The sequence below is a fragment of the Hydrogenophaga sedimenti genome (assembly GCF_051857515.1).
Classification (GTDB): domain Bacteria; phylum Pseudomonadota; class Gammaproteobacteria; order Burkholderiales; family Burkholderiaceae_C; genus Hydrogenophaga.
Genome location: NZ_JBPZHA010000001.1, coordinates 487,918 through 512,181 on the forward strand (window position 1 = coordinate 487,918; position 24,264 = coordinate 512,181).

24 protein-coding genes are annotated in these 24,264 nt (G+C 71.0%); 13 read left to right on the forward strand and 11 right to left on the reverse strand.

Annotated features, from left to right (window positions below):
- The first annotated feature begins 68 nt into the window (after window positions 1–68).
- Window positions 69–1,937: a potassium transporter Kup gene (locus ACS5NL_RS02285; protein WP_439351959.1), complete on the forward strand. Its 1,869-nt coding sequence runs from the start codon at window positions 69–71 to the stop codon at window positions 1,935–1,937.
- Here ACS5NL_RS02285 and ACS5NL_RS02290 read toward each other — a convergent pair.
- Genes ACS5NL_RS02290 through ACS5NL_RS02305 form a run of 4 tightly spaced genes read right to left on the reverse strand, consistent with a single transcriptional unit; the run spans window position 1,934 to window position 6,612 of the window.
- On the reverse strand, window positions 1,934–3,097 hold the full coding sequence (locus ACS5NL_RS02290; protein ID WP_439351960.1) for an ABC transporter permease: 1,164 nt from the start codon (window positions 3,095–3,097) through the stop codon (window positions 1,934–1,936). The genes ACS5NL_RS02285 and ACS5NL_RS02290 overlap by 4 nt on opposite strands.
- On the reverse strand, window positions 3,097–4,281 hold the full coding sequence (locus tag ACS5NL_RS02295; RefSeq protein WP_439351961.1) for an ABC transporter permease: 1,185 nt from the start codon (window positions 4,279–4,281) through the stop codon (window positions 3,097–3,099). The genes ACS5NL_RS02290 and ACS5NL_RS02295 overlap by 1 nt, the downstream gene beginning before the upstream one ends.
- 14 nt (window positions 4,282–4,295) lie before the next feature.
- A complete protein-coding gene (locus tag ACS5NL_RS02300) occupies window positions 4,296–5,237 on the reverse strand; it encodes an HlyD family secretion protein (RefSeq protein ID WP_439352038.1) in 942 nt (313 codons plus the stop codon).
- A gap of 40 nt (window positions 5,238–5,277) precedes the next feature.
- A complete protein-coding gene (locus ACS5NL_RS02305) occupies window positions 5,278–6,612 on the reverse strand; it encodes a TolC family protein (protein WP_439351962.1) in 1,335 nt (444 codons plus the stop codon).
- A 203-nt stretch (window positions 6,613–6,815) separates the two neighbouring features.
- Here ACS5NL_RS02305 and ACS5NL_RS02310 point away from each other — a divergent pair, with 203 nt between their 5' ends.
- Genes ACS5NL_RS02310 through ACS5NL_RS02320 form a run of 3 tightly spaced genes read left to right on the forward strand, consistent with a single transcriptional unit; the run spans window position 6,816 to window position 9,303 of the window.
- Window positions 6,816–8,000 carry a benzoate/H(+) symporter BenE family transporter gene (locus tag ACS5NL_RS02310; protein ID WP_439351963.1) on the forward strand — a complete coding sequence of 395 codons (1,185 nt, stop codon included), beginning with the start codon at window positions 6,816–6,818 and terminating at the stop codon, window positions 7,998–8,000.
- On the forward strand, window positions 7,997–8,950 hold the full coding sequence (gene gshB, locus ACS5NL_RS02315; RefSeq protein WP_439351964.1) for a glutathione synthase: 954 nt from the start codon (window positions 7,997–7,999) through the stop codon (window positions 8,948–8,950). Before ACS5NL_RS02310 ends, gshB begins: the two co-directional genes overlap by 4 nt.
- Complete coding sequence (locus tag ACS5NL_RS02320) at window positions 8,947–9,303, forward strand: VF530 family protein (protein ID WP_439351965.1); 357 nt, start codon at window positions 8,947–8,949, stop codon at window positions 9,301–9,303. The genes gshB and ACS5NL_RS02320 overlap by 4 nt, the downstream gene beginning before the upstream one ends.
- 100 nt (window positions 9,304–9,403) lie before the next feature.
- Here the strand turns inward: ACS5NL_RS02320 and ACS5NL_RS02325 are convergent, their stop codons facing one another.
- A complete protein-coding gene (locus ACS5NL_RS02325) occupies window positions 9,404–10,165 on the reverse strand; it encodes a class II glutamine amidotransferase (RefSeq protein WP_439351966.1) in 762 nt (253 codons plus the stop codon).
- A 104-nt stretch (window positions 10,166–10,269) separates the two neighbouring features.
- On the opposite strand from ACS5NL_RS02325, the gene ACS5NL_RS02330 reads away from it, so the two are divergent.
- Window positions 10,270–11,415 carry a zinc-binding metallopeptidase family protein gene (locus ACS5NL_RS02330; RefSeq protein WP_439351967.1) on the forward strand — a complete coding sequence of 382 codons (1,146 nt, stop codon included), beginning with the start codon at window positions 10,270–10,272 and terminating at the stop codon, window positions 11,413–11,415.
- Between the two features lie 9 nt (window positions 11,416–11,424).
- On the opposite strand, the gene ACS5NL_RS02335 is transcribed toward ACS5NL_RS02330, so the two are convergent.
- The gene (locus ACS5NL_RS02335; RefSeq protein ID WP_439351968.1) at window positions 11,425–12,909 is read right to left on the reverse strand and encodes an MFS transporter; all 1,485 of its coding nucleotides are present in this window, start codon (window positions 12,907–12,909) and stop codon (window positions 11,425–11,427) included.
- 134 nt (window positions 12,910–13,043) lie between these two features.
- Between ACS5NL_RS02335 and ACS5NL_RS02340 the strand changes: the two genes are divergently transcribed.
- A complete protein-coding gene (locus ACS5NL_RS02340) occupies window positions 13,044–13,703 on the forward strand; it encodes a response regulator (protein WP_439352039.1) in 660 nt (219 codons plus the stop codon).
- Window positions 13,700–15,022: an ATP-binding protein gene (locus tag ACS5NL_RS02345; RefSeq protein WP_439351969.1), complete on the forward strand. Its 1,323-nt coding sequence runs from the start codon at window positions 13,700–13,702 to the stop codon at window positions 15,020–15,022. The genes ACS5NL_RS02340 and ACS5NL_RS02345 overlap by 4 nt, the downstream gene beginning before the upstream one ends.
- Here the strand turns inward: ACS5NL_RS02345 and ACS5NL_RS02350 are convergent, their stop codons facing one another.
- Window positions 15,023–15,712: a DUF1345 domain-containing protein gene (locus ACS5NL_RS02350; RefSeq protein ID WP_439351970.1), complete on the reverse strand. Its 690-nt coding sequence runs from the start codon at window positions 15,710–15,712 to the stop codon at window positions 15,023–15,025.
- 97 nt (window positions 15,713–15,809) lie between these two features.
- Here ACS5NL_RS02350 and ACS5NL_RS02355 point away from each other — a divergent pair, with 97 nt between their 5' ends.
- A complete protein-coding gene (locus ACS5NL_RS02355) occupies window positions 15,810–17,291 on the forward strand; it encodes a Do family serine endopeptidase (RefSeq protein ID WP_439351971.1) in 1,482 nt (493 codons plus the stop codon).
- A gap of 10 nt (window positions 17,292–17,301) precedes the next feature.
- Window positions 17,302–17,640, forward strand: coding sequence for a hypothetical protein (locus ACS5NL_RS02360; protein WP_439351972.1), 339 nt, complete (start codon window positions 17,302–17,304; stop codon window positions 17,638–17,640).
- 2 nt (window positions 17,641–17,642) lie between these two features.
- Here ACS5NL_RS02360 and ACS5NL_RS02365 read toward each other — a convergent pair whose 3' ends face one another.
- Complete coding sequence (locus tag ACS5NL_RS02365) at window positions 17,643–17,861, reverse strand: cysteine-rich CWC family protein (RefSeq protein ID WP_439351973.1); 219 nt, start codon at window positions 17,859–17,861, stop codon at window positions 17,643–17,645.
- A 59-nt stretch (window positions 17,862–17,920) separates the two neighbouring features.
- Here ACS5NL_RS02365 and ACS5NL_RS02370 point away from each other — a divergent pair, with 59 nt between their 5' ends.
- Genes ACS5NL_RS02370 through ACS5NL_RS02380 form a run of 3 tightly spaced genes read left to right on the forward strand, consistent with a single transcriptional unit; the run spans window position 17,921 to window position 20,783 of the window.
- On the forward strand, window positions 17,921–18,652 hold the full coding sequence (locus ACS5NL_RS02370; protein WP_439351974.1) for a c-type cytochrome: 732 nt from the start codon (window positions 17,921–17,923) through the stop codon (window positions 18,650–18,652).
- Entirely contained in the window at window positions 18,649–19,911 is a 1,263-nt protein-coding gene (locus ACS5NL_RS02375; protein ID WP_439351975.1) for a cytochrome c, read from the forward strand. The genes ACS5NL_RS02370 and ACS5NL_RS02375 overlap by 4 nt, the downstream gene beginning before the upstream one ends.
- A 47-nt stretch (window positions 19,912–19,958) precedes the next feature.
- The gene (locus ACS5NL_RS02380) at window positions 19,959–20,783 is read left to right on the forward strand and encodes a crotonase/enoyl-CoA hydratase family protein (protein ID WP_439351976.1); all 825 of its coding nucleotides are present in this window, start codon (window positions 19,959–19,961) and stop codon (window positions 20,781–20,783) included.
- A gap of 6 nt (window positions 20,784–20,789) precedes the next feature.
- Here ACS5NL_RS02380 and ACS5NL_RS02385 read toward each other — a convergent pair whose 3' ends face one another.
- Genes ACS5NL_RS02385 through ACS5NL_RS02395 form a run of 3 tightly spaced genes read right to left on the reverse strand, consistent with a single transcriptional unit; the run spans window position 20,790 to window position 23,236 of the window.
- The gene (locus ACS5NL_RS02385) at window positions 20,790–21,083 is read right to left on the reverse strand and encodes a hypothetical protein (RefSeq protein ID WP_439351977.1); all 294 of its coding nucleotides are present in this window, start codon (window positions 21,081–21,083) and stop codon (window positions 20,790–20,792) included.
- A gap of 15 nt (window positions 21,084–21,098) precedes the next feature.
- A complete protein-coding gene (locus ACS5NL_RS02390) occupies window positions 21,099–21,788 on the reverse strand; it encodes a hypothetical protein (RefSeq protein WP_439351978.1) in 690 nt (229 codons plus the stop codon).
- A gap of 35 nt (window positions 21,789–21,823) precedes the next feature.
- Complete coding sequence (locus ACS5NL_RS02395; RefSeq protein ID WP_439351979.1) at window positions 21,824–23,236, reverse strand: cytochrome P450; 1,413 nt, start codon at window positions 23,234–23,236, stop codon at window positions 21,824–21,826.
- 101 nt (window positions 23,237–23,337) lie between these two features.
- Here ACS5NL_RS02395 and ACS5NL_RS02400 point away from each other — a divergent pair, with 101 nt between their 5' ends.
- Window positions 23,338–24,249 carry a helix-turn-helix domain-containing protein gene (locus ACS5NL_RS02400; RefSeq protein ID WP_439351980.1) on the forward strand — a complete coding sequence of 304 codons (912 nt, stop codon included), beginning with the start codon at window positions 23,338–23,340 and terminating at the stop codon, window positions 24,247–24,249.
- The last annotated feature ends 15 nt before the right edge of the window (window positions 24,250–24,264 follow it).

The following is a 24,264-nucleotide window of genomic DNA, read 5'->3' on the forward strand; positions in this document are numbered from 1 at the left end:
AGGGGGCTCAAGCGCAGAATCGGCACCTTCCAGACAACGGGTCCGGTCCAGGCGGGTCGGACGGTTTTGTGTCATCGAACAAGTCGTCGCTTGCTGCGCTCACTCTGGGCGCCATCGGGGTGGTTTATGGCGATATCGGCACCAGCGTGCTGTATGCCATCAAGGAAATCTTCGGATCCGGCCATGTTCCCTTCACCCACGCCAACATCTACGGTGTCCTGTCCATTGTTTTCTGGACGCTGACGGTCATCGTCTCGCTCAAGTACGTCACCCTGGTGCTGCGCGCCGACAACCACGGTGAAGGTGGCCTGATCGCCATGCTGGCGCTGGCTTCGCAGGCGGTCAAGGACCGCCCCGAACTGCGCCGCTGGCTGCTGGCGATCGGCATCTTCGGCACCTCGCTGTTCTATGGCGACGGCGTCATCACACCGGCGATCTCGGTGCTGTCGGCGGTCGAAGGTCTGGAGGTGGTGTCGCCCCACTTCAAGCAGTACGTGGTGCCGATCACCCTGGTGGTGCTGTTCGCGCTGTTCTTCGTGCAGAAGCGCGGTACCGGCGGCATCGGCAAGTTCTTCGGTCCCATCACCCTGGTCTGGTTCTTCTCGATCGCGGCGCTGGGCATCTATCACATCCTCGGACACCCGGAAATCCTGGGCGCCCTCAGTCCGCACCACGCCGTGCTGTTCGCCTGGAACAACCCGGGCATCACCTTCATCATCCTGGGTGCGGTCGTGCTGTGCGTGACCGGCGGCGAGGCGCTGTACGCGGACATGGGTCACTTCGGCAAGAAGCCGATCCGCGTGGCCTGGTTCTCCATCGTCATGCCCTGCCTGACGCTCAACTACTTCGGCCAGGGCGCGCTGCTGCTGGCCGACCCCGAGGCGGTCAAGAACCCGTTCTTCAACATGGCGCCCGACTGGGCCCTGCTGCCGCTGGTGGGGCTGGCGACCATGGCCACGGTCATCGCCTCGCAGGCCCTGATCTCCGGTGCGTTCAGCGTGACCAAGCAGGCGATCCAGCTGGGCTACCTGCCGCGCCTGAACATCCGCCACACCAGCGTGCACGACACCGGACAGATCTACATCCCGTTCGTCAACTGGGGCCTGTTCACCGCCATCGTGCTGGCGGTGGTGATGTTCAAGTCGTCGTCCAATCTGGCGGCCGCCTACGGCATCGCCGTGACGCTGGACATGCTGATCACCACCGTGCTGACCTTCTACGTGATCCGCTACGGCTGGAAGTACCCGCTGCTGCTGTGCCTGGCCGCGACCAGCTGGTTCTTCGTGGTCGACCTGGCCTTCTTTGCCTCGAACCTGCTCAAGCTGTTTGCCGGCGGCTGGTTCCCGCTGGCCATCGGCGGCGTGGTGTTCACGCTGATGATGACCTGGAAGCAGGGCCGCTCGCTGATGGCCAAGGCGCAGCACGCCGAGGCGATCGAGCTCGACAGCTTCCTGGAGGCCGTGTTCATGGCGCCGCCGGCCCGTGTCGAGGGCACGGCCGTGTTCCTCACCGCCGAGACCGGCACCGTGCCCAACGCCCTGCTGCACAACCTCAAGCACAACAAGGTGCTGCACGCGCAGAACCTGTTCGTCACCGTGCGCAGCCACGAGGTGCCGTGGATCGGGCTGGACAAGCGGCTGGAGGTCAAAGCGCTGGGGCACGACTGCTGGGAGGTGGTGATCCACTACGGCTTCAAGAACGACCCCGATGTGCCCAAGGCACTGGCGCTGATGCGCGGGCGTGGCTGCGAGCTGGATCCGATGCTGACCAGCTACTTCCTCTCGCGCGACCTGGTGGTGCCCACCCTGGGCAGCGGCATGGCGTTCTGGCGCGAAAAGATCTTTGCCCAGATGCACCACAACGCCGGCGCTGCGGCCGAGTTCCTGAACCTGCCGAACAACGCGGTGATTGAACTGGGATCGAAGCTGGAAATCTAGCCCTGGCCGGCGGTCGCGGGCGACGGGGTGGCGCGCAGGCGAAACCCCAGTGCCGCCAGCGCCGCCAGCATGATCAGCACCAGCACGCCCAGCAGAGGAACGACGGCCTGCAGGGGGGCGCCCATCTGGTTCAGCCGCAGCGAGGCCTGGATGCCGGCCGTGCTGGGCGCCAGCCAGCGAAGCCATTGCAGCGGCCCGGGCAGGGCCTCGGCCGGCCAGGAAAACCCGGCCAGGAAGGCCAGCGGCAACGCGGTGAACAACAGCACCTGCAGCGCCCGTTCCCGGTTGCCGAACCAGCTGCCCAAGGCCGCGCCCAGGGCACAGACCGCTGGCACGTAGCACAGCAGCAGCAACAGCGCACCGGCCGGATGGCCCCCGCGCGGGAAGTCCTGCCACAGGAACACCCAGCCAAAATAGAACAGCCCGTTGGCCCAGCCGAGGCTGCACAGCGCCAGCAAGCGGCCCGCCCAGTCGGCGGCGGTGGCGCGCAGCCGCCCCTGCTCCACCCAGGTGCCCGTCAGCATGGCCACGCCCATCAGCAAGGTCTGCTGCAGGATCAGCAAGGCGACCGCAGGCACCACGTAACTGCCGTAGCCCTCCGTCGGGTTGAACAGCGGGACCGTCTGCAGATTGACCGGGCTTCGGCTGGCCTTGGCCTGAGCCAGGGGCTGACCCCGTGCCTGCAGGCGGCGGATCTCCACGCCCGCGGACACGGTGCCCACCGACTCGGCAAAACCGTAAAGGACCGCCTTGTTGAGCAGCGCGTAGGCCCCGTTGGCTTCGATGCTGACCACGGCCTTCTCTCCCCGCACGACGTGGCGCTTGAGGTCGCGGGGCAACACCGCGTAGCCTTCGATTTCGCCGTCCAGCAAGGCTCGTCGTGCGCTCTGTTCGTCGGCGGTGACGCGGCGCAGCTCGATGCGCGGACTGGCCGCGGCGTAGCGGGCGATCTGGCGCGACAGGCTGCTGCCGTCCAGGTCCACGAGCGCCACCGGGACCCGCGTCACGGCCTGGTCTGCGTAGGGCCAGGGATAGAAGAAGGCGTACAGCACCGGCGCGGCTACCAGCAGCAGCAGCACGCCGCTGTCGCCCAGCAGCTGGCGCCAGGTGGCCACGAAGCCCGCGGCGAGCTGTCGCAGCTTCGGGGCGTCTGCGGCCATCAGCGCTTCCCCCATTGGGCCGGCTGGCGGCTGAGCCGGTCCAGCAGCGGCGCACTCAGGCCGAGCAAGATGGCCGCTGCCAGCAGCAGCGCGCCCAGCGTGGGGGCGCTTGCGCGCAGCGGTGCCGCCATCTGCAACTGTTCCGTCTGCAGGCGGATGTAGTGGGTGTAGGGCAGCGCCTGGGCCCACATGCGCGCCGTCACCGGCATGGCCAGCAGAGGAAAGCCCACGCCGCTGAACGCGAACGCCGGCGCCGTGATGAAGCCGGTGGCGGACAGCGCCGTGCGCAGGGACCGCGTGGCTGCCGCCGCCAGGGCGCCCAGCGCGAGGGACAGGGCCAGCAGGGCCAGAAGGCCCAGCCAGACCCAGACCAGTGAGCCCGGCGGGTGCCAGCCTCGGCCCAGCGTCAGCCACAACAGGGCCAGGGACGCTACGCAGCCCAGCGAGAACATCGGCCAGGCCAGCTTGCCCAGCAGGGCCCCCAGCGCGACGCGCGGGCCGCCCGCGGGGTCGATCCATTCGGCCAAGGTGCCGTCGCGCAGCTCGCGGCCCACGGTCCAGGCCCCCGCGGTCATCGCCAGGATGTGCAGCAGCGCCGGGATCAGGGCCGCAGCGAGGAACTGCTCGTAGTTGAGCGAGGGGTTGAACAGGGTGACCAGGTCGGCCCGGACCGGTTCGACCGCCACCCGCACCGTGTTCGATGCTTCTCCACGCCGGTTGCGGGTGGCCATCTCCACCCCGGCCGACAGCGTGCCGACCACGCTGCGCACGTCGCGCTGGATCAGGCTGGAATGCGTGCCCAGCTGGGCGTTGTGCAGCAGTTCAACCTGGGCCGCGCGCCCCAGCCTGATCTGCCGGAACAGGCCCTCGGGAATGACGACCACCGCGTGGACATGCCCGGCGCGCAGCGCCGCACCGACCTCTGCCCGGTCGGTCAGGGCTTGCGTCACCTGAAGGCCGGGCGCGGCCTCCAGCATGCGCACCAGCTGGCGCGAGAGCGAGGAGTGGTCCTGGTCGAGCACGCCGATGGGCAGCCGCGTCGGCAGGCCGGCCGAAAAAATCCACCACAGCAGCAGCACGCCGGCCAGCGGGACCCAGCTGATCATGGCCAGATCCCAGGGGCTGGCACGCAGGCGCCGGCCTTCGCGGTGCGCGGCGCGGCAGAACTGGCTGGCCAGGCCCATGCGGTGCTGCCGGTTCAGTTCACCAGCACGCTCATGCCGGGGCGGGCGCCGTCGACCGGGGCCAGCGGCCGGGCGCGGACTTCGAAGGTGCGCACGTCAAAGCCCTGACCGGCGCGGGTGGCCCGCCAGGTGGCGAAATCGGGCAGCACGCTGCTCATGTAGACCTTGAAGCGCACCGTCCGCCCTGCCAGCGCGGGCAGGGTGGCCTCGAATTCGCTGCCGATGGCAAACCGGGCCAGCTGGTCCTCGCGCAGATTGAGCACAACCCACTGGTCCTGCAGGTCGACCACCGTGACCACGGCCACGCCCTGCGGCGAGAGTTCGCCCGGCCGGGCCAGCACCTTGGCCACTTCGCCGGCGACCGGGCTGGGCAGGCTGGTTTCGGCCTGTGCCGCCTGCACCTCGGCCACCACGCCCGCCACCTGGCGCGCCTGCGCCGCGGCGGCGGTCTTGTCTTCTTCGCGCGCCCCGGCGCGCGCCAGGTCGTACTGGGCGCGTGCCGCCAGGGCCTGGTCTCGGGCCGCCTTGTGGTTGGCTTCCGCCTCATCGCGCTTCTGGGCCGCCACCAGGCCATCGCGGGCCAGACCCTCGACGCGGCGGAACGACTTTTCGGCCAGCTCGGCCGCCGCCTGGGCACGCTGCCAGTTCAGCCGGGCCATTTCGATTTCCTGGGGCCGTGCGCCGTGTGCGGCCTTGCTGGCCACGGCCTGTGCGGCCTGCTGTGCCGCGGTCGCCTGGGCGAGTTTGGCCGCGACCTCCGGGCTGTCCAGGCGCAGCAGGGGGGTCCCCGGCTGCACCTTGTCGCCCTCCCGGACCAGCACCTCGGCAATGCGCGCCGTGATCTTGGGTGCAACGTCGGTTTCGCGCGCTTCCATCTGGCCCTGGAAAGAGACCGGCGCCGGTTGGGCGGCGCGCCAGAAGCCGTAGCCGAGCGCCGCCAGCGCGGCGCCTGCCATCAGCGCCAGTCCGAGGGAACGCCAGGTCTGCTGTTTCATGTCATTGCACTTTCACGTCGGCGCGGGCCATGTAGGCCGGAAATTCATCGGACTGCCCGCTCGATTCGAGCAACTGGGCCAGGGCCGTGACATAGTCGTTGGCGGCCTGGGCCTGCTCGGTCTGCACCTTGGCCAGGTTGACCTGGGCGTCGATCAGGTCCAGCGGGGTGCTGGTGCCCTCCCGCAGGCCCGCCTGCCGAAGTCGCAGCACCTCCTGCGCCAGTTCGATGCCTGCGGCCATCGCCAGGAACTGCCGGCGGGCCTGTTCCACCGCCAGCCAGTTCTTCTCCACCAGCAGGGCGATGTCGTTGCGCGCCTGGGCGTCGCTGCGTTCGGCCTGCTCGACCTGCTGCAGCGAGGCGTCCGACAGCGCGCGCCGGTCCAGCCCGTCCCACAAGGTGTAGCGTACCCCGATGCCGGCCACCCAGTTGGCCTGGCCGGTGCGCAATTCCCGCTGGCCAAAGGCAAACACCTGCGGGCGCCGCCCGGCTTCACCGGCGGCGTGCAGCTGGAGAGCCTCCTGCCTCTTGGCGGTGACCAGGGCGAGCCCCGGATGGCGCTGCAGCGCCGCGTCGACGAAACGGGCCAGCGGCTCCAGCGGCTGGCTGTTCACGAACAGCGGGCTGCTGGGGCGGACCGGCCCGTCGTGGTGGATCAGGCGCGCCAGCGCGGTGGCCGCCAGATCGGCGTCGTCGCGCGCCTTCTGGGCGTTGCGCCGGGCGTCTTCCAGCGCGCTGAGGGCCTGCAGCCGCTCAACACGCGAGATCACGCCGGCCTCCAGCATGCGCTGGGCAGACCGGTCGTGCCGGGAGATGGTGTCCAGCGCCGATTCGCGCAGAATGGCCGCGCGGGCGGCCAGTTGGGCGCCGAAATAGCGTTGCACCAGCAGGGTGGACAGTTCGGCGCTGGTGCGACCGGCGTCCGCGCGCGCTTCATCGGCCCGGGCCGTGGCCAGCCCGTGCGCTGCCTCGTTCAGTCCACCGGTGTACAGCGGCCATACCAGCGACACCGAAGCGCTGCTGCCAGAGTCCTGCCGGTTGACGGTGTAGGGCGAGGGCAAGGTGGGCAGCGGCAGCGGGATCGGCAGCAGTTCCTCGATCTGGCCGATGCGCTGGTTCACCGTCTGGGTGTCCAGTCGCAGGTTGGCGTTGTAGGCATAAGCCGTGCCGGAGAGGCTCACCACCGGCCCGCCCAGGCCGGCCACGCCGTCGGCCCGCAGCGCCGCGCTGCGGGTCGCGGCCTGGGCCGCGGCCAGCCGGTCCGAGCGCTGTATCAGCTGCTGCCGGGCGGCCTCGAAACCCAGCCCTTGTGGGTCGGGTGCGGTTTGCGCATCCACGGATCGGGGGTCTGCCAGCAGAAGCAGGGTGGCAAGGACCAGAGGCTGGCCGAGCCGGCGGAGGGGTCTTGGGGTGCCGTTCATGAATGCGGTGTCGGGACTCCGTGGACCGGAGCATTTGATGACATTGTTGTCCAATTGTGACCAGCGGGGCCATCGTGCTGGCGCCTGCGCGTCAGCACAGTGCCCGGCACAATCGCCGGATGTCGTTTTTTCGTGACCTGAACCTCTCGGCCGCCACGGCCGGTTTCGTGGCGGTGCTGGTGGGTTTCACCAGCTCGGTCGCCATCGTGTTCCAGGCCGCGCAGGCCTTCGGCGCCACGCCCGAGCTCATCACCTCCTGGATGTGGGCGCTGGGTCTGGGCATGGGGCTGTGCTCGGCCATTCCCTCGCTGATCCTCAAGAAGCCCGTCATGGTGGCGTGGAGCACGCCGGGCGCGGCCGTGCTGGCCACGGCCGGGCTGGCGGGCGGTTTCACCATGGCGCAGGCGGTGGGGGCGTTCATGGCCTGTGCGGTGCTGATCGTCCTGTCCGGCGCGACCGGCCTGTTCGAGCGGCTGATGAACCGCATCCCGATGGCGATCGCCTCGGCCTTGCTGGCCGGCGTGCTGGCGCGCTTCGGCTTGCAGGCCTTTGCCGCCGCGCAGACCGCGCTGCCGCTGGTGGCGCTGATGCTGATGGTCTACTTGCTGGGGCGGCGGCTGCTGCCGCGCTACGCGGTGCCGCTGACATTGCTGGCGGGCGTGGCCTGGGTGGTGGCCAAGGGCCAGTTCAACGCGGGCGCGCTGGTGCTGCAATGGGCGGTGCCGGTGTTCACCGCGCCCGAGTTCACGTTCAGCGCTTTCGTCAGCCTGGCGCTGCCGCTGTTCGTCGTCACCATGGCCTCGCAGAACCTGCCCGGCGTGGCGGCCATCCGCGCAGCGGGCTACGACATGCCGATCTCGAAGATCATCACCATGACCGGTGTCGCCACCCTGGTGCTGGCGCCCTTCGGCGGCTACGCGCTCAACCTCAGCGCCATCACCGCCGCCATCTGCATGGGCGAAGAAGCGCATGCCGACAAGGGCAAGCGCTACACCGCGGCCGTGGCCTGCGGCCTGATCTACATCGCCATCGGGCTGGTGGGCGCAGCGGTCACCGGCTTGCTGCTGGCCTTCCCCAAGGAACTGGTGCTGGCCATCGCCGGCCTGGCTTTGCTGGGCACCATCGGTGGCGGCCTGCACACGGCCCTGCGCGACGACCAGCACCGCGAGGCGGCCCTCATCACGTTCCTCGTCACCCTCAGCGGCGTGGTGATCGCCGGCATCGGCTCGGCCTTTTGGGGTGTGGTCGCCGGCGCGATTGCGCTGTTTGTGCAACAGTACGGGTCCCGAAAGAACGCCCCATGAACATCCTCTTCGTCGCCGATCCCCTGGCGTCCTTCAAGACCTACAAGGACACCACCTTCGCCATGATGCGCGAGCTGCAGAAGCGCGGCCACAGCATCGCCGCCACCGAGCCCCAGCACATGGCCTGGCGCAGCGGCGGTCTGGTCAGCGCCACGGTGCGCCGCATCCGCCTGACCGGCGATGCGCACGACTGGTTCAGCGTCACCGGCGAGGCGGTCGAAGCGCTCAAGGACTTCGACGCCGTGGTCATGCGCAAGGACCCGCCCTTCGACAGCGAGTTCTTCTACTGCACCCACCTGCTGGAGCAGGCGCAGCGCGAAGGCGCGCGCGTGTTCAACCGGCCATCCGCCCTGCGCGAGCATCCCGAAAAGCTCGCGCTGATGGAGTTCGCGCAGTTCGCACCGCCCACGCTGGTGACGCGTTCGCCCGAGCACATCCGCGCCTTCCACGCCGAGCACCGCGACATCATCCTCAAGCCGCTGGACGGCATGGGCGGCATGGGCATCTTCCGCGTCGGCGCCGACGGCATGAACCTGGGCTCCATCATCGAGACGCTCAACCAGGGCGGCGCCACCAGCGTGATGGTGCAGCGCTACCTGCCCGAGATCGTCGACGGCGACAAGCGCCTGCTGCTGATCGGCGGCAAGGTCGCACCCTTCGTGCTGGCGCGCATTCCGCAGGGCAACGAGGTGCGCGGCAACCTGGCGGCCGGTGGCAAGGGCGTGGCCCAGCCGCTGTCCGACGAGAACCGCGCCGTGGCCGAAGCCATCGCACCCGTGCTGGCCGCGCGTGGTCTGCTGCTGGTGGGACTGGACATGATTGGCAACAAGGTCACCGAGATCAACGTCACCAGCCCGACCTGTTTCCAGGAGATCCACGACCAGACCGGCTTCGATGTGCCGGCGATGTTTGTGGACGCGCTCATGCAGGCACTCAAGGTGCCCGCATGAGCGACGCCCCGAAGCCACTCGACGATCCGGCGCCGGGCCGCCCCAAGCCGGATCAGCCCCCCGGGGGGGCAGCGACCCGCCAAGCGGTGGAGCGTGGGGGCCAACAAGCCCAGGCTCGCAATCCGCTGCACGGCCTGACGCTCGAAGCCATCGTCACCGCGCTGGCCGATCACTACGGCTGGGACGAACTCGGGCACCGCATTCCCATCCGCTGCTTCAACCTGGACCCGAGCGTGGGCTCCAGTCTGAAGTTCCTGCGCAAGACGCCCTGGGCGCGCGAGAAGGTGGAGGGGCTCTACCTCTTCATGCTGCGCGAACAGCAGCGAAGCGGCGGCCAGGGCGCCCGGCGATAAGTCAACGAAGGGAAGCTCGGCCAGCACACGCCGCGGAACCGGCTTTGCCGGGCCAAGGCGTGATCCCCGTGAGGGGAAGACGCGCAGCGGCGCAGGGGGGTTACGTTTCCACGCCGTCGACGAAGACCTTCAGTTCACCTGGGGCAAACGCCGTCCACTGCTCGTCGCTGGTCAGCGGCGTGGTGACGATCACCGCGGCGCGGTCGCCCGGGTGGTTCACTTCGGCGAAGTTGACGGTCCAGTCCTGGTCCATCAGCGTGGCCTTGGAGAACGGGTACTGGCGCACGACATAGTGCAGCTTGGTGCTGCAGTGCGCCCACAGCGCCTCGCCGTTGGACAGCAGGAAGTTGAAGGTGCCGTAGGGCGTGACCTGCGGGATCAGCTCGCGCAGCGTGTGCGTCAGCTCGTCGACGCTGGGCAGGCTGGCGTGCGACTTGGCCAGCTCCTGCATCAGCCAGCAGAAGGCGCGCTCGCTGTCGGTGGTGCCGACCGGCCGGAAGGCGCTGTGCAGCTTGGGGAAGTAGTCCTTGAGGTCACCGTTGTGGGCGAACACCCAGTGCCGGCCCCAGAGCTCGCGCGTGAACGGGTGGGCGTTTTCCAGCGCCACCTCGCCGATGGTGGCCTTGCGCACATGGGCGATGATGTTTTTGCTCTTGAGCGGGTAGCTCTTGAGGAACTCCGCCATGCGGGAATTGGCCGCGCTTTCCTGGTCGATGAACAGGCGCAGGCCCCGGCCCTCGAAGAAGGCGATGCCCCAGCCGTCGGCGTGGTGGTCGGTGGCCCCGCCGCGCTGGCAGAAGCCGGTGAAACTGAAGGACGCGTCGGTCGGGGTGGCGCAGTTGAGGGCGAGCAGCTGACACATGGGTGTCATCTTGTCACAAGCTGGCAAGAGTTTTCGCGTTACGGGTGGTGGTTGTGGGTGTTTTGGCCCCAACATCCGTGCGATTGTTGTCACGCGTTTTCCCGATGTCCCTTTCCCCCGCGCCGGCCTTCTCTCACCACCCCAGTACCGCCCGTGCCTACCGCTGCGTCTGTGGCGCCCAGGTTTTCTTCCGCAACAGCGCCTGCCTGCAGTGCGGCCGTGCGCTGGGTTTCGACCCCTGGCTGGGCCAGGTGCTGGCGATCGAGCCCGAGACGGAGACCGGTCTGTGGCACGCCGCCGAGGCTGGCGGTGAGTCGCGCCGCTACCGCCGGTGCGACCAGAGCGATTCGCCCTCGCTGTGCAACTGGCTGGTGGTCGACCGGCCCGAGCTGGGGCCGGCACAGGCGCCTTGTTCCTGCGCCGCCTGCCGCCTGAACCGGACCATTCCCGACCTGCGGCTGAGCCAGAACCACGAACCCTGGCGCAAGGTCGAGCTGGCGCGGCGGCGCCTGGTGTCGCAGCTGATCGGGCTGGGGCTGCCGGTCGAACCGCGCTCACCCGACGGCGGCAACGGTGGCCTGGCGTTCGACACCCTGGCCTCGATGCAGGGGCAGCCGCTGGTCATGACGGGCCATCTGATGGGCGTGGTCACGCTCAACCTGGCCGAGGCCGACGACGCCTACCGGGAGCGCATCCGCACCTCGATGAACGAGCCGTACCGGACCCTGCTGGGACATTACCGCCACGAGGTCGGTCACTACTACTGGGACCGGCTGGTGCGCTTCGACCAGAGCCTCTGGGATTTCCGGGCGCTGTTCGGCGACGAGCGCCAGGACTATGGCGCCGCGCTGCAGCGCCACTACCAGGGCGTGCAGTTCGACTGGCGGCAGAGCCACATCACCAGCTACGCCTGTTCGCACCCCTGGGAAGACTGGGCCGAGACCTGGGCCCACTACCTGCACATGCGCGACACGCTGGACACCGCGGTGAGCTTCGGCCTGTCGCCCGACCGCTTCGACGTCGACGCGGCCCAGTACGACACCGCGGTGCTGCAGGGTGGCGGTGCACCGGGCGACCCCGAGGGCTTCCTGACCATGCTCAACGCCTGGACCCGGCTGACCGGCGTGCTCAACGAGCTCTCGCGCAGCATGGGCCTGCAGGACTTCTATCCCTTCGAGCTGTCACAGACGGTGGTGCGCAAGCTGCACTTCGTGCACGCCCGCGTCGCGCCCTTCGAGCGGCAGGGCTGAGCCGCGCGCTCAGCGGGTCTCGCGCACCCGCCAGGCCGCCAGCAGGGCCAGGGCGCAGATGGCCGCCAGCAGCAGGAAGGTCTCGTTGAAAGGCGCGAGGTGGCCCGGCGCGGTGTTGCCCGGGGCCAGCGTCAGGCCGTGCGCCGCCACGCGCCACTCCAGCACGATGCCGCACAGGCTCACCCCCGCCGCGCCGCCGAGCATGCGCAGGAAGTTGATGACGCTGGCGCCCTGCGGAATCTGTGCCCGGTCCAGCCCGCGCATGGCGCCGGTGTTGAGCGAGGGCAGGATGAAGCCCAGCCCGATGCGGCCCAGGGTCGCCCAGGCCACCAGCATGGTCACCGTCAGCGCCCGGTCGGTGAGGGCGATGGTGGGCATCAGGGCGAACGAGGTCGCCAGCAGCAGCAGGCCCAGGCTGACCAGCCGGTGCGTCGGCTGCCGGTCGGACAGGCGCCCGACCCAGGCGATGGTCACGGCCAGCACCAGCCCGGCCGGCAGCAGGATGGTGCCGACGAAGGAGGGCGAGAGGCCCAGGCCCAGCTGCATGTAGACCGGCAGCAGGTAGGTCGAGCCGAACAGCGCGATGCCGTAGATGAAGGCGACGATGCTGCCCATCGCGAACCGGCGGTCGCGGAACAGCGACAGGTTCATCAGCGGGTCCACGCCCTGGTCGGGGTGGCGCCGCCGCGCCAGCAGCATGCGCCGCTGCAGCGCCACGAAGCCGACCAGCGCCAGCGTGGCCGCCAGCAGCAGCCCGCCGGCGGTCAGCGGCGTGCCGCCCTTGAGTTCGACCAGGCCGTTGAGCAGGCACAGCGAGCCGCCGCTGGCCAGCAGCAGGCCGCGCCAGTCCAGCGCCGCGCCCTGCGGGTTGGCGGCGGCGCCGCCGGGCGCGGTGGTCGGCACGAAACGCCGCGCCATCCACAGCGAGGCCAGGCAGAACGGCACCACCATGAAGAAGATCGAGCGCCAGCCGAAGGCGTCGACCAGCAGGCCGCCGATGCTGGGCCCCAGCGCCGGCGCCAGCACCACGCCCATGCCGAAGATGCCGCTGGCGCGGCCCTGCTCCTGGGGTTCGAAGGCGCGCAGGATGATGATGGCCGGGATCGGCTGCACCACGCCGGCCGCCAGGCCCTCGGCCACGCGCGCGGCCAGCACCAGGGGGAAATGCTGGGCGAACCCGCCCGCGATGCCGCCGGCCATCAGCAGCCACATGCAGCCGGTGTAGGTGCGGCGGTAGCCGTAGCGCGCCAGCAGCCAGGGCGTGGTGAGCATGGACACGGTCATGGCGGCCATGAAGCCCGAGGTGGCCCATTGCGCGCGCTCCTGGCCGAGTGCGAAGTAATGGCTCATGTCCGGAATCGCCACGTTGACGATGGTTGAGGACATCACCGATGCCATCGTGCCCATCATCACCGACAGCAGGAGCAGCCAGCGGTAGCGCGGGCCGTGGCGCGCACGCAGGGCGGTGATGGAGTGGTCGGACGGTCGGTTCATGGGGGCTGCGGCAGGCATCAACGATAACCGCCATGGACCAACCTGGTGTTCAGCGGGGCCTAAGTTGGCGCGCCGCCGCGCTGGCAGAATGGGCCGGGCGGGTGGCCGGCACCCGCGCTGACGAGGACCTGGACGTGCGATTGCTGCTGGTGGAAGACGACACGATGATCGGCGAGTCCGTGCTCGACCTGCTACGTGCCGAGCAGTACGCGGTCGACTGGGTGCGCGACGGCGAAGCCGCCGACACGGCGCTGCGCACGCAGGAGTACGACCTGGTGCTGCTCGACCTCGGCCTGCCGAAGATCGACGGCCTGACCGTGTTGCGCCAGCTGCGCGCGCGCCGCCACCGGGTGCCGGTGCTGATCGCCACCGCGCGCGACGCGCTCCGGCAGCGGGTCGAGGGGCTGGACGCCGGCGCCGACGACTATGTGCTCAAACCCTACGAGATGGACGAGCTGCTGGCGCGCATCCGCGCCCTGCTGCGCCGCGCCGCCGGCCGCGCCGAACCGGTCTACGAGCACCAGGGCGTGTGCATCAACCCGGTCACGCGCGAGGCCTCGGTGAACGGCGAGCCGGTGGTGCTCTCGGGCCGCGAGTGGGCGGTGCTGGAGCCGCTGCTGGCGCGGCCGGGCCTGGTGCTCTCGCGCGCCCAGCTGGAAGAAAAGCTCTACGACTGGAAGCACGAGATCACGTCCAACGCGGTCGAGGTCTACATCCACGGCCTGCGCAAGAAGCTCGGCGCGGACCTCATCCGCAACGTGCGCGGGGTCGGCTACATGGTGCCGAAAGAATGAAGTCGCTGCGTGCCCGGCTGCTGGTGTTCGTGCTGCTGGCGATCCTGGCGACGGCCTTGCTGCAGGCGGGGCTGGCGTGGCGGGCGGCGCGGGCGGAGGCGGATGCGCTGTTCGACTACCAGATGCGCCAGACCGCGCAGTCGCTGCGCGCCGGCCTGCCCGAGGGGCTGGCGACCGGGGTGTTGCCGGTGCCGCCACCGCAGCAGGACTTCGATTTCGTGCTGCAGATCTGGTCGGTCGACGGCTCGCTGGTGCTGCGTTCGGCCGACCGGCCCGAGCTGCCGCCGCGGGCCGTGCTGGGCTTTGCCGATGTGGCGGCGCACGGCACGACCTACCGCGTCTATTCGGTGATGACCGGCGGCCTGGTGATCCAGGTCGCGCAGGACATGGCGGTGCGCCGGCGCATGGCCGGTGAGCTGGCGCTGCGCACGGCCGCGCCGGTGCTCTGGCTGGCGCCGCTGCTGATGCTGGCCGTGGGCTGGCTGGTGCGGTCCTCGCTGGCGCCGGTGGCGCGGGTGCGGGCGCAGCTGGCCGCGCGCAGCGCCGACGACCTCGCGCCGGTGGCCGAGCAGGACCTGCCCGACGAGCTGCAGCCGCTGGTGCACGAGTTCAACGCCCTGCTCAAGCGGCTGGGGCTGGCCTTCGAGGCGCAGCAGCGCTTCGTGGCCGACGCGGCGCACGAGCTGCGCTCGCCGCTGGCGGCGCTCAAGCTGCAGGTGCAGGGCCTGCGGCGCGCGCCCGATGGCGAGACGCGCGACCGCGCGCTGCAGCGGCTGGACGGCGGCATCGACCGCGCGACCCGCCTGATCGAGCAGCTGCTGGTGCTGGCGCGCCAGCAGGCGCGGCAGGCCGAAGGCGCCCCGGCGGTGGCGCTCGATCTGGTGGCGCTGGCGCGGCAGGGCGTGTCCGAGGCGGTGGCCGACGCGCAGGCGCGCGCGCAGGACCTGGGCCTGTCGGGGCTGGACACCGCGCAGGTCTGCGGCCATGCGGACGCCCTGCGCCTGCTGCTGCGCAACCTGGTCGAGAACGCGGTCAAGTACACGCCGGACGGCGGCCGCATCGACGTCAGCGTGTCGGCCGACGGCGCTGGTGGTGGTGTGACGCTGGCGGTGGAAGACAGCGGCCCGGGCATTCCCGAGGCCGAGCGCGCCCATGTGCTCGACCGCTTCGTGCGCCTGCCCGGTGCGCCGTCGACCGGCAGCGGCCTGGGGCTGGCGATCGCGCAGGCGGTGGCGCAGCTGCACGGCACCGCGCTGCAGCTCGATGCCTCGCCCTCGCTGGGCGGGCTGCGCGTGCGATTGAGCCTGCCAGCGGCCTGATCAGCCCAGCGTGCTGGCCAGCACGTTGACCGCCAGCGCCAGCACCGTCAGGTTGAAGAAGAACGACAGCAGCCCGTGCCAGAGCGCGAGCCGGCGCATGGCGCGGTCGCGGATCGCCACGTCGGAGACCTGCGAGGTCATGCCGATCACGGCGCTGAAATAGAAAAAGTCCAGGTAGTCGGGCGCCTCGTCGCCGGGGAAGGTCAGGCCGCCGGCCGCGCCGCCGTGGTGGTCCAGCGGGCGGTAGTAGCGGCGCGCGTAGTGCAGCGCGAACACGCTCTGGATCAGCAGCCAGGCGCCCACCAGCGAGCCCACCATCAGCGCCAGGTGCGCCACGCGCGAGAGGCCCCCCAGGTGGCGGCCCGCGTCGACCGCCATCGCCACCGCACCCAGGCTGGCGACCGCCGCCAGCGTCACCAGCACGAACAGCATGGCCGCGCCCGGGTCTTCCCAGCGCGCGCGGCGCTGCGTGTCGGCGGCGTTGAGGCGGTGCACCAGATGCCCGATCAGCGCCAGATAGACCACGCAGTAGCTGAGCCAGCCGCAGAGCAGGGCGGTGCTGGCCGGCGCGCCCGCCAGACCGGCGGCGCCCAGCCCGACCGCGAGCCCCGGCAGCAGCGCGGCCAGCTGGCGCTGCAGCGCGCTGAAGCGGGCCGACCAGTGCAGGCCGTGCAGGGGATGGGTGCTCATGCGGGCAGTGTGCCATGGGGCGTGCGGCCGGATTAAGCCCGGTCTAAGGGAGTGCGCCCACATTCGTTGCCAGTCCAACTTCTTTTCAGGAGCGCACATGAACTTCCAACAGCTCACCCCCACCCGCATGGTGCTGGCCCTGGCCGCCGCTGGCGTGATCGGCGGCGCCGGGGCCACCTGGTTGCACGGCGCCCACGCCAACGCGGCGGTGCCGCCGGCGCCGGTGACCCAGACGGCAACCGCCAGCACCGCGCCGGCCAGCCTGCCCGACTTCGCCCAGATCGCCGAGCGCCATGGCGCAGCGGTGGTCAACATCAGCGTCAGCGGCACCCGCAAGGTCTCCGACAACGGGGCGGCCGGCCTGCCGGGCATCGACCCGCGCGACCCGTTCTACGAATTCTTCCGCCGCTTCCAGGGCGGTGGCGGCCAGGGCGGCACGGTCGAACAGCCGGTGCGCGGCCAGGGCTCGGGCTTCATCGTCAGCAGCGACGGCCTCATCCTGACCAATGCCCACGTGGTGCGCGACGCCAGCGAGGTGACGGTGAAGCTGACCGACCGCCGCGAGTTCCAGGCCAAGGTGCTGGGCGCCGATCCCAAGACCGATGTGGCGGTGCTGCGCATCGAGGCCAAGGGCCTGCCGACACTGCCGATGGGCAGCGCCAAGGCGTTGCGCGCGGGCGAATGGGTGCTGGCGATCGGCTCGCCCTACGGTTTCGAGAACAGCGTGACCGCCGGCGTGGTCAGCGCCAAGGGCCGCGCCCTGCCCGACGACAGCATGGTGCCGTTCATCCAGACCGACGTGGCGGTCAACCCGGGCAACTCGGGCGGCCCGCTGTTCAATGCGCGCGGCGAGGTGGTGGGCATCAACTCGCAGATCTACAGCCAGTCCGGCGGCTACCAGGGCCTGTCGTTCGCGATCCCGATCGAGATCGCGACCCAGGTCAAGGACCAGATCGTGGCGACCGGCAAGGCGCGCCACGCGCGGCTGGGTGTGACGGTGCAGGAGGTGAACCAGGCACTGGCCGATTCGTTCAAGCTCGAACGCCCCGAAGGCGCGCTGGTGTCCGGCATCGAACCCGACGGCCCGGCGGCGAAGGCGGGCCTGAAGTCGGGCGACGTGATCCTGTCGTTCAACGGCCAGCCCATCGGCGGCTCGGCCGACCTGCCGGCCCTGATCGGCCAGTCCGCGCCCGGCGAGAAGGTCGCGCTGGAGGTGGTGCGCCAGGGCAAGCGCGAAACCGTCAGCGCCCAGCTCGGCGATGCCGGCGCGAAGAAGGGCGAGCCGGTGCAGGCCGAGTCGGGTGCCGCCGCGCAGGGCAAGCTGGGCCTGGCGCTGCGACCGCTGCAGCCGCAGGAAAAGCGCGAGGCGGGCGTGGACAGCGGCCTGGTGGTCGAGGACGTGGCCGGTGCGGCCGCCCGCGCGGGCGTGCAGCCGGGCGACGTGCTGATGGCCGTCAATGGCACGCCGGTGTCCAACGTCGCGCAGGTGCGTGCGGTGGTCGGCAAGTCCGACAAGTCGGTGGCCCTGCTGATCCAGCGCAACGGCGACCGCATCTTCGTGCCGGTCAAGCTGGGTTGAGGGAGTGCCGATGGCGCGCGAGAGCGACGAAGGGATGCGGCGGGAGACGGTGGGCCGGATGCCCGGCCTGTCGGCCCACATCCTGCCGACCTCGGCCACCATGATCGGGGTCTGCCTGACGGCGCTCTACATCAGCCTGCTCGGCCCGCCCAGCGAGCACCGCCTGCTGGTCGACAAGCTGCTCGCGCTGGACGGGCTGGTGTTCCTGGCCAGTGCGCTGCTGTCCTTCGTCTCGATGCGCGTGCGGCGGGGCGGCAGCCGCTACGAGCGCCTGGGTGAGAGTGTGTTCGTCGGCGGGCTGGGCCTGCTGGCGCTGGGCGGGGTGGCGCTGGCCTTCGTGGTCAGCTGAGCTCAGCCGCCGGCGGCGAACTTCGCCACGCAGGCCGCGCAGATGCAGGCCTTGCCCTCGGCCTCCGGAGGCAGGCGCGCCAGCAGGTCTGGCGGGAAGCGGGTGTCCACGCACCAGCAAGGTCCTTGCGGCACGCCGGTCTCGCGTTCGACTTCCATCGCGCAGCGGTTGTCGGCGCCGCACAGGGGACAGCGGCCCGGATCGGGGGTGGGATGGCTCATGCCCCACATGGTATGTTCAAACGCAGCCCGGTCGGCACCGGGACTTCCGCGATGGACCCATGTCACTCCTGTTCCTGCGACATCTGATTTCCGTGGCGGCAGCGCTGCTGCTGGCGCTGCCGGTGCATGCGCTTTCGCCACCGGCAAACACGCCGCCCGACATGGCGCAGCGCCTGCAGGCCTGCACCCTCTGCCACGGCAAGGAGGGGCGCGCGACGCCCGGCGGATTCTTTCCGCGCATCGCGGGCAAGCCGGCCGACTACCTCTATCACCAGCTGCTGAATTTTCGCGACGGCCGCCGCAACAACGACGGCATGCGCTACCTGCTCGACCACCTGAGCGACGACTACCTGCGCGCGGCGGCGCTGTACTTTTCCGGGCTCGACCTGCCGTACCCGCCACCGCTGCCGCCGCAGGCCGACGCGGCCACGCTGGTGCGCGGTGAGGCGCTGGTGCGCCAGGGCGATGCGGCGCGCGAACTGCCGGCCTGCACCGCCTGCCACGGTGCGGCGATGACCGGCACCCTGCCGGCCGTGCCCGGGCTGCTGGGCCTGCCGCGCGACTACCTGATCGGGCAACTGGGCGCCTGGCAGACCGGCCTGCGCAAGGCCTTCGTGCCCGACTGCATGGCGCATGTGGCGAACCGGCTCTCGCCGGCGGACATCGGGGCCGTGGCCAGCTGGCTGGCCGCCCAGCCGCTGCCGGCCGACACGCACCCGGCCCCGGTGCCGGCCAAACCGCTGCCGCTGCGCTGCGGGGCGGCGGCGCCGAGCGTGGGGACCCAGCCATGAACGCCCGGCGCTGGGGTGGGCTGCTGGCGGTGTTCGCGGCCGGCGTGGGCCTGCTGGCCGCGCTGATCGGCTGGGAACTGCGCGCGGGTGCGCTGCCGCCCGGGGCTGCCGGGACCGTGCCGCCCGACAAGGCCGTGACCGGGCGCGGGGCGGTGCTGGCGCGGGCCGGCAACTGCATGGCCTGCCACACGGTGCGCGGTGGTGCGCCCTATGCGGGCGGGCGCCGCATCGAGACTCCGTTCGGCGACCTCTACGCCAGCAACCTCACACCCGACGGCGAGACCGGCCTGGGCCACTGGTCGGACGAAGCCTTCCGGCGCGCGATGCAGCAAGGCATTGCCCGCGACGGTCGCCTGCTCTATCCGGCGTTCCCCTACCCGCACTTCACGCGCATGAGCGACGGCGATGTCGAGGCCCTGCGCGCCTTCCTGCGCAGCTTGCCCGCCGTGCGCCAGCCGAACACGCCGCACGCGCTGCGTTTTCCGTTCAACACGCAGGCCGCGCTGGCACTCTGGCGCCTCATGCATTTCGAGCCAGGGCGCCTTCAGCCCGACACCACGCAGAGCGCCGAATGGAACCGCGGCGCCTACCTGGTGCAGGGCGTGGCCCACTGCGCCGCCTGCCACGGCACGCGCAACGCCTGGGGCGCGACCACCGATCCGTTCGGCGGCGAGGCACTGCCCGACGGCCGCTGGCGCGCGCCCTCGCTGCACGACCCGCGGCAGGCGGGCGTGCAGGCCTGGCCGATCGAGCGCGTGGTGGCCCTGCTGCGCGACGGCAGTGTGGACGGCGCCAGCGTCGCCGGGCCGATGGCCGAGGTGGTGTTCCACGGCACGCAGTACCTGCCCGAGGCCGACCTGCGTGCGATGGCGACCTACCTGCGGGCGCTGCCGGTGCGCACAACGGTGGCGCCGGACTTCGTGTCGGCCGCCGGCGGTGTGCTCGCGGCCGGCGAGCAGCTGTACGGCCAGCATTGCGCCGACTGCCACGGCAAGGCCGGCGAAGGCAAGGCGGGTCAGTACCCGCCGCTGGCCGGCAACCGGGTGGTCACGGCCGATGACCCGACCAACGTGCTGCAGGCCATCGTCGGCGGCGGCTTCGCGCCCGCGACGCCGGGCCATCCGTACCCCTACGGCATGCCGCCGTTCCGCACCCTGCTGACGGACACCGAGATCGCCGCGGTCGCGAGTTACCTGCGCCAGAGCTGGGGCCACCGCGCCAGCGCCGTGCGTTCGCTGGAGGTGCAGCGCGTGCGTTGACGCGTGGGTGACGGACATGGTGGATGCGCCCTGCCACGATGGCGCGCATGAACACGCCACCGCTCCCCGACGCCACCACCCCGCCCGAGGGCCGCATCACCACCGTCGCGCGCGGCCCGCTGCTGCTGATCGGCATCGACCGGCCGGCCAAGCGCAACGGCTTCACGCCGCCCATGATGCGGGCGCTGGCCGAGGCCTACACCCGGCTCGACGACGATCCCGCGCTGCGCGTGGGCGTGCTGCACGCGCACGGCGACCACTTCACCGGCGGCCTGGACCTGCCGAGTTTCGCGCCGCTGATGCAGCGCGGCGAAACGCCGGTGCCGTTCGGCGCGGTCGATCCGCTCAACCTCGGCGACGCCGGCTGGCGCCGCCGCACCAAGCCGATGGTGGTCGCGGTCAAGGGCATCACCTTCACGCTGGGCATCGAGCTGATGCTGGCGGCCGACATCGTGGTCGCGGCCGACAACTGCCGCTTCTCGCAGCTCGAAGTGGCGCGCGGCATCATGGCTACCGGCGGCGCGACGCTGCGCATGGCCGAGCGCGCGGGCCTGGGCAATGCGCTGCTGCATCTGCTGACCGGTGACGAGTTCGACAGCGCCGAAGCCCTGCGCCTGCATTTCGTGCAGCGTGTCGTGCCGGCGGGACAGGAGCTCGACGAAGCCCTGCGCATCGCCCAGCAGATCGCGCAGCAGGCGCCGCTGGCGGTGATCGCCTCGCGGCTGAACGCGCTCAAGGCGGTCGAGCAGGGGCCGATGGTGGCGATGGCCGAGTTCGATGCGACGCAGCAGCGGCTCTCGCTCAGCGAGGACGCGGCCGAGGGCGTGGCGGCGTTCCGCGAGAAGCGCCCGCCGGTGTTCCGGGGGCGCTGACGCGCCTCAGGCGCCGAGGGCGGCCAGCAGCGCCTCGCCCCAGTCCCAGGGCCCGGTCAGCGTGAGCGTGACCTCGGTCCGGTCGCCGTCGTCGCGTTGCTGGGTGTCGGCGTCCCAGACGCCGCCCTCGTCCAGTGGGCCGCGTGGCCCGGGCGCCCGGCGTTCGGCGTGCTGCAGCACCGAGTCCACCTCGGCCATCACGGCGGGCAACTGGTCGCGGCGCACGCTGGCCACCGCCTCCCAGCTGCCGGTGCCTTCGCCGTCGTCGGCAGCGTCAAAGATCAAGTAGCTCAGGCGCATGTCGGATGTCCGGGTTCAGCGCGCGCCGTCGAGCACGCGGGCGATCTCGCCGCCGCAGGCGGTGCGGTTGCGGGCGTACTCCTCGGGCGTGTCGATCTCGCGGTGGCGCTGCATGGTGTGTTTCATCTGCGCGTCGACCCAGGGCAGCCATTGCTCGCGGATGTGCCGCGTCAGCCGGTCCTGCAGCTCGGCCGGTTCGCCGAAATAGACCTTGTTGCCGAACGAACTGCGCATGCCTTCGCGCATGCGGTCGGCGGCCGACTCCAGCGTCTGCCGGTTGACCTCGACGTGACGCATTTCGTGCGCGAGCACGTGGCGGTGGGCGCAGCTGCCTTCCTCGAACTCGCTGGCGACCGACACCACGTGCGGGTCCAGGCTCAGCGTGACCTCGATGCTGGGTCGCATGCAGGTCAGCGCCTCGCCGCGCCGCTGCAGCGTCGAGGCCCGGTACTGGATCGAGGTGCCCAGACGCACCTCGGTCAGGCCCAGGGTGCGCGCGTTGTCCTGGGGCAGGTGCTGCAGCTGCGTCAGGTCGTCGACGCTGCGGTTGCGCAGGTAACGGATCGGCGCGGGCACCGTGCGCACCACGATGCGGGTGGCCGGCAGCCGGGCTTCGCACAGCGCGGCCCACTCGGCCGAGGGCGACTGGGCCCGGGCGTGGGGGGCGATCAGCGAAAACAGCAGCAGTGCGAATGACAGGCGCATCGCGCGATTACACCGCACCCGCCGGTGCGCGCCGCTCAGCGCCGCGCCTGTCGCCGCTGCAAGGTCAGATGGATCGGCTGCGCCGACTTGAGGGTGACGTGCAGCAAGGGTTGCGGTGCGATGGCCCCGGGCGGCACCGAAAGACCGTAGCGCTGCAACAGCAGCGCACCGAGCAGCGCCATCTCCAGCAGCGCAAAGTGCTGGCCGATGCAGACCCGCGGGCCGACACCAAACGGCATCCACGCGCCTTTGGGAATCGGCGGGGCGCCGTCGAGGAAACGTTCGGGCAGGAAGCGCTCCGGCTGCGGGAACAGCTGTTCGTCGCGGTGCAGGGTCCTGGGGGTGATGCGCAGGATGTTGCCCCTCGGGACCGTCCAGCCGCCGAGCGTGACCGGGGCGGTGGTGCGCCGGCTCATCAGCGCGGGCGCGGGCGGGTACAGGCGCAGCGCTTCCTTGAGCGTGGCCTGCAGCCAGGGCAGGCGCGCCACGTCGTCGGCCGTTGGCGTGGCGCCGCCCAGCACGGCATCCACCTCGCCGGCGGCGCGCTGCGCGGCCTCGGGGTGCGAAGCCATCAGCCAGCTCCACCACAGCAGGCCGCTGGTGGTGGTGTCGTGGCCGGCCTGGAAGGTCACCATGCACTGGTCGAACACCTCCTGCGGCGTCAGCGCGGCACCGCTGTCTTCGTCGCGCAGCGACAGCAACATGCCCAGCAGGTCCTGCACCTCGCCGGCGGGTGCCGTGCCGGCCTGGCGCGCATCGATGTGGCGCCGGATCAGCGAACGCAGCGTGCGCAGCGCGGCCCGCTTGGCGCGTTTGCCCGGCAGCGGCAGCCAGTCGGGCAGGGTCATGGGCATGAACATCTCGCGAAAGCCGGTCTCGCCCAGCGTGCGGTTGGCCTCGGCCGCGCGCCGCGCATCGCCTTCGGCCGGGTGCGAGAACAGCACCTGCAGGATCACGTCCATGGTCGCCTCGCTCCAGAGCTCGTCCATCGCGACGGTGGCCTGCGCCGCGCCGGGCGGCAACTGGCGGTCGAGCACGCGCTGCGCGGCCTGCGCCATCAGCGTGGCGTAGCCGGCGACGCGGCGCGGCGTGAAGGCGGGCATCAGCATGCGGCGCTGGCGCTGCCAGGTCTCGCCCTCGCTGACCAGCACGCTCTGGCCCAGGACCTGCGAGAACACCTCGATGCCGCGTTCCCAGCGGACCAGGTGCGCATGTTCACCCACCAGCGCCTCGCGCACCAGCTCGGGCGACATCAGGTTCCAGGCCCGTTCGTACCCGAGCCGCAGGGTGCAGAGTTCGCCGTGCTCGCGGTGCATGCGCGCCTCGAAGGCCAGGTAGTCGCGCTGCATCTCGCGCAGCAGCGGCAGGCCCCACCAGCGGTCGGGCGGGCCGGGCGGCGTGCGTGGTGCATGGGGGGCGGAGAAGGTGGAGGTTGGGGTGTGTGACATGGCGGCCATGCTGGCGCGCTGCGGGGCGTCTGTCTTGAACGGTTGCGACATGCCGGGGGTTTGGCGCGTGCTGGTCGCCGGGCCACCTACACTGCCGCCCCATGGCCACCCCCAAGACCATCGCGCTCGACTTCGACCCCGCACTCATCCCCAGCGGCACGCTCTGGCTGCCGCGCGCTTCGCTGTCGGCCTGCCTGCGCGGGGTCATGGTGCGCAGCACCGTCGGTGCGCCGCTCAGCGATGCGCAGCGCCTCAACCACTTCCCGGCCACCCCGCTGTGCAGCCTGAGCTGGTGGTTCACCGGCTGCAGCCACATGCTGGAGCCTTCGCGGCCGGGCGGGATGGCACAGCTGACCGACACCCGCCGCCCGCTGGCCGGGCGCTGGGTGTTCGGTGGCCCTTTCACCCGGCCGACGTCGAGCTGGTGCCCGGGGCCGGTGCACGGGATGATGGTCATGTTCCTGCCCGATGCGCTGCACGCGCTCACCGGACTGGAGCCCGCCCGGTTCACCGACCAGCTGGTCGACGCCGCTGGTGTGCTGCCGCCCGACTGGCTGGCCATGTGTGAGCAGGTGCAGGACGCGCCCGACGACGCGCAACGCGTGGACCTGCTGGAGGACTTCCTGGAGCCGCGCTGGCAGGCCTGCCGGCCCGGACTGCCGCTGCAGGCGCACCGCTACGGCGACTGGGTCACGCACCTTTCGCAGCGCGCGGCCGTCTCCGGCCCGGGCCGCAGCCTGCGCCAGCTGGAGCGGCGCGTGAAACGCTGGACCGGCCTGCCTCTGCGCGAGCTGCGCGGCATGGCGCGCAGCGAACAGGCCTTCTTCGACGCCGTGACCGCCCAGGTGGAAACGGGCAGCATCCGCTGGGCCGACATCGCCGCCGACAACGGCTACGCCGACCAGTCCCACCTGTGCCGCATGTCCCGCCGCATCACCGGCTTCAGCCCCGAAGCCCTGCTCGCGGGCATCGAAAAGGAAGAGGCGTTCTGGGCCTATCGGATCTGGATGTGAAAGCGGCGCCCGATG

Excerpts from the sequence above, each read along its gene's own strand:
- ACS5NL_RS02290 (WP_439351960.1), bottom strand. The coding sequence starts at position 3,097 with ATGGCCGCAGACGCCCCGAAGCTGCGACAGCTCGCCGCGGGCTTCGTG.
- ACS5NL_RS02295 (WP_439351961.1), bottom strand. The coding sequence starts at position 4,281 with ATGGGCCTGGCCAGCCAGTTCTGCCGCGCCGCGCACCGCGAAGGCCGG.
- ACS5NL_RS02300 (WP_439352038.1), bottom strand. The coding sequence starts at position 5,237 with ATGGCAGGCGCCGCGCTGGCGGCGCTCGGCTACGGCTTCTGGCGCGCC.
- ACS5NL_RS02310 (WP_439351963.1), top strand. The coding sequence starts at position 6,816 with ATGTCGTTTTTTCGTGACCTGAACCTCTCGGCCGCCACGGCCGGTTTC.
- gshB (WP_439351964.1), top strand. The coding sequence starts at position 7,997 with ATGAACATCCTCTTCGTCGCCGATCCCCTGGCGTCCTTCAAGACCTAC.
- ACS5NL_RS02320 (WP_439351965.1), top strand. The coding sequence starts at position 8,947 with ATGAGCGACGCCCCGAAGCCACTCGACGATCCGGCGCCGGGCCGCCCC.
- ACS5NL_RS02325 (WP_439351966.1), bottom strand. The coding sequence starts at position 10,165 with ATGTGTCAGCTGCTCGCCCTCAACTGCGCCACCCCGACCGACGCGTCC.
- ACS5NL_RS02330 (WP_439351967.1), top strand. The coding sequence starts at position 10,270 with ATGTCCCTTTCCCCCGCGCCGGCCTTCTCTCACCACCCCAGTACCGCC.
- ACS5NL_RS02335 (WP_439351968.1), bottom strand. The coding sequence starts at position 12,909 with ATGAACCGACCGTCCGACCACTCCATCACCGCCCTGCGTGCGCGCCAC.
- ACS5NL_RS02345 (WP_439351969.1), top strand. The coding sequence starts at position 13,700 with ATGAAGTCGCTGCGTGCCCGGCTGCTGGTGTTCGTGCTGCTGGCGATC.
- ACS5NL_RS02350 (WP_439351970.1), bottom strand. The coding sequence starts at position 15,712 with ATGAGCACCCATCCCCTGCACGGCCTGCACTGGTCGGCCCGCTTCAGC.
- ACS5NL_RS02355 (WP_439351971.1), top strand. The coding sequence starts at position 15,810 with ATGAACTTCCAACAGCTCACCCCCACCCGCATGGTGCTGGCCCTGGCC.
- ACS5NL_RS02360 (WP_439351972.1), top strand. The coding sequence starts at position 17,302 with ATGGCGCGCGAGAGCGACGAAGGGATGCGGCGGGAGACGGTGGGCCGG.
- ACS5NL_RS02365 (WP_439351973.1), bottom strand. The coding sequence starts at position 17,861 with ATGAGCCATCCCACCCCCGATCCGGGCCGCTGTCCCCTGTGCGGCGCC.
- ACS5NL_RS02370 (WP_439351974.1), top strand. The coding sequence starts at position 17,921 with ATGTCACTCCTGTTCCTGCGACATCTGATTTCCGTGGCGGCAGCGCTG.
- ACS5NL_RS02375 (WP_439351975.1), top strand. The coding sequence starts at position 18,649 with ATGAACGCCCGGCGCTGGGGTGGGCTGCTGGCGGTGTTCGCGGCCGGC.
- ACS5NL_RS02380 (WP_439351976.1), top strand. The coding sequence starts at position 19,959 with ATGAACACGCCACCGCTCCCCGACGCCACCACCCCGCCCGAGGGCCGC.
- ACS5NL_RS02385 (WP_439351977.1), bottom strand. The coding sequence starts at position 21,083 with ATGCGCCTGAGCTACTTGATCTTTGACGCTGCCGACGACGGCGAAGGC.
- ACS5NL_RS02390 (WP_439351978.1), bottom strand. The coding sequence starts at position 21,788 with ATGCGCCTGTCATTCGCACTGCTGCTGTTTTCGCTGATCGCCCCCCAC.
- ACS5NL_RS02395 (WP_439351979.1), bottom strand. The coding sequence starts at position 23,236 with ATGTCACACACCCCAACCTCCACCTTCTCCGCCCCCCATGCACCACGC.
- ACS5NL_RS02400 (WP_439351980.1), top strand. The coding sequence starts at position 23,338 with ATGGCCACCCCCAAGACCATCGCGCTCGACTTCGACCCCGCACTCATC.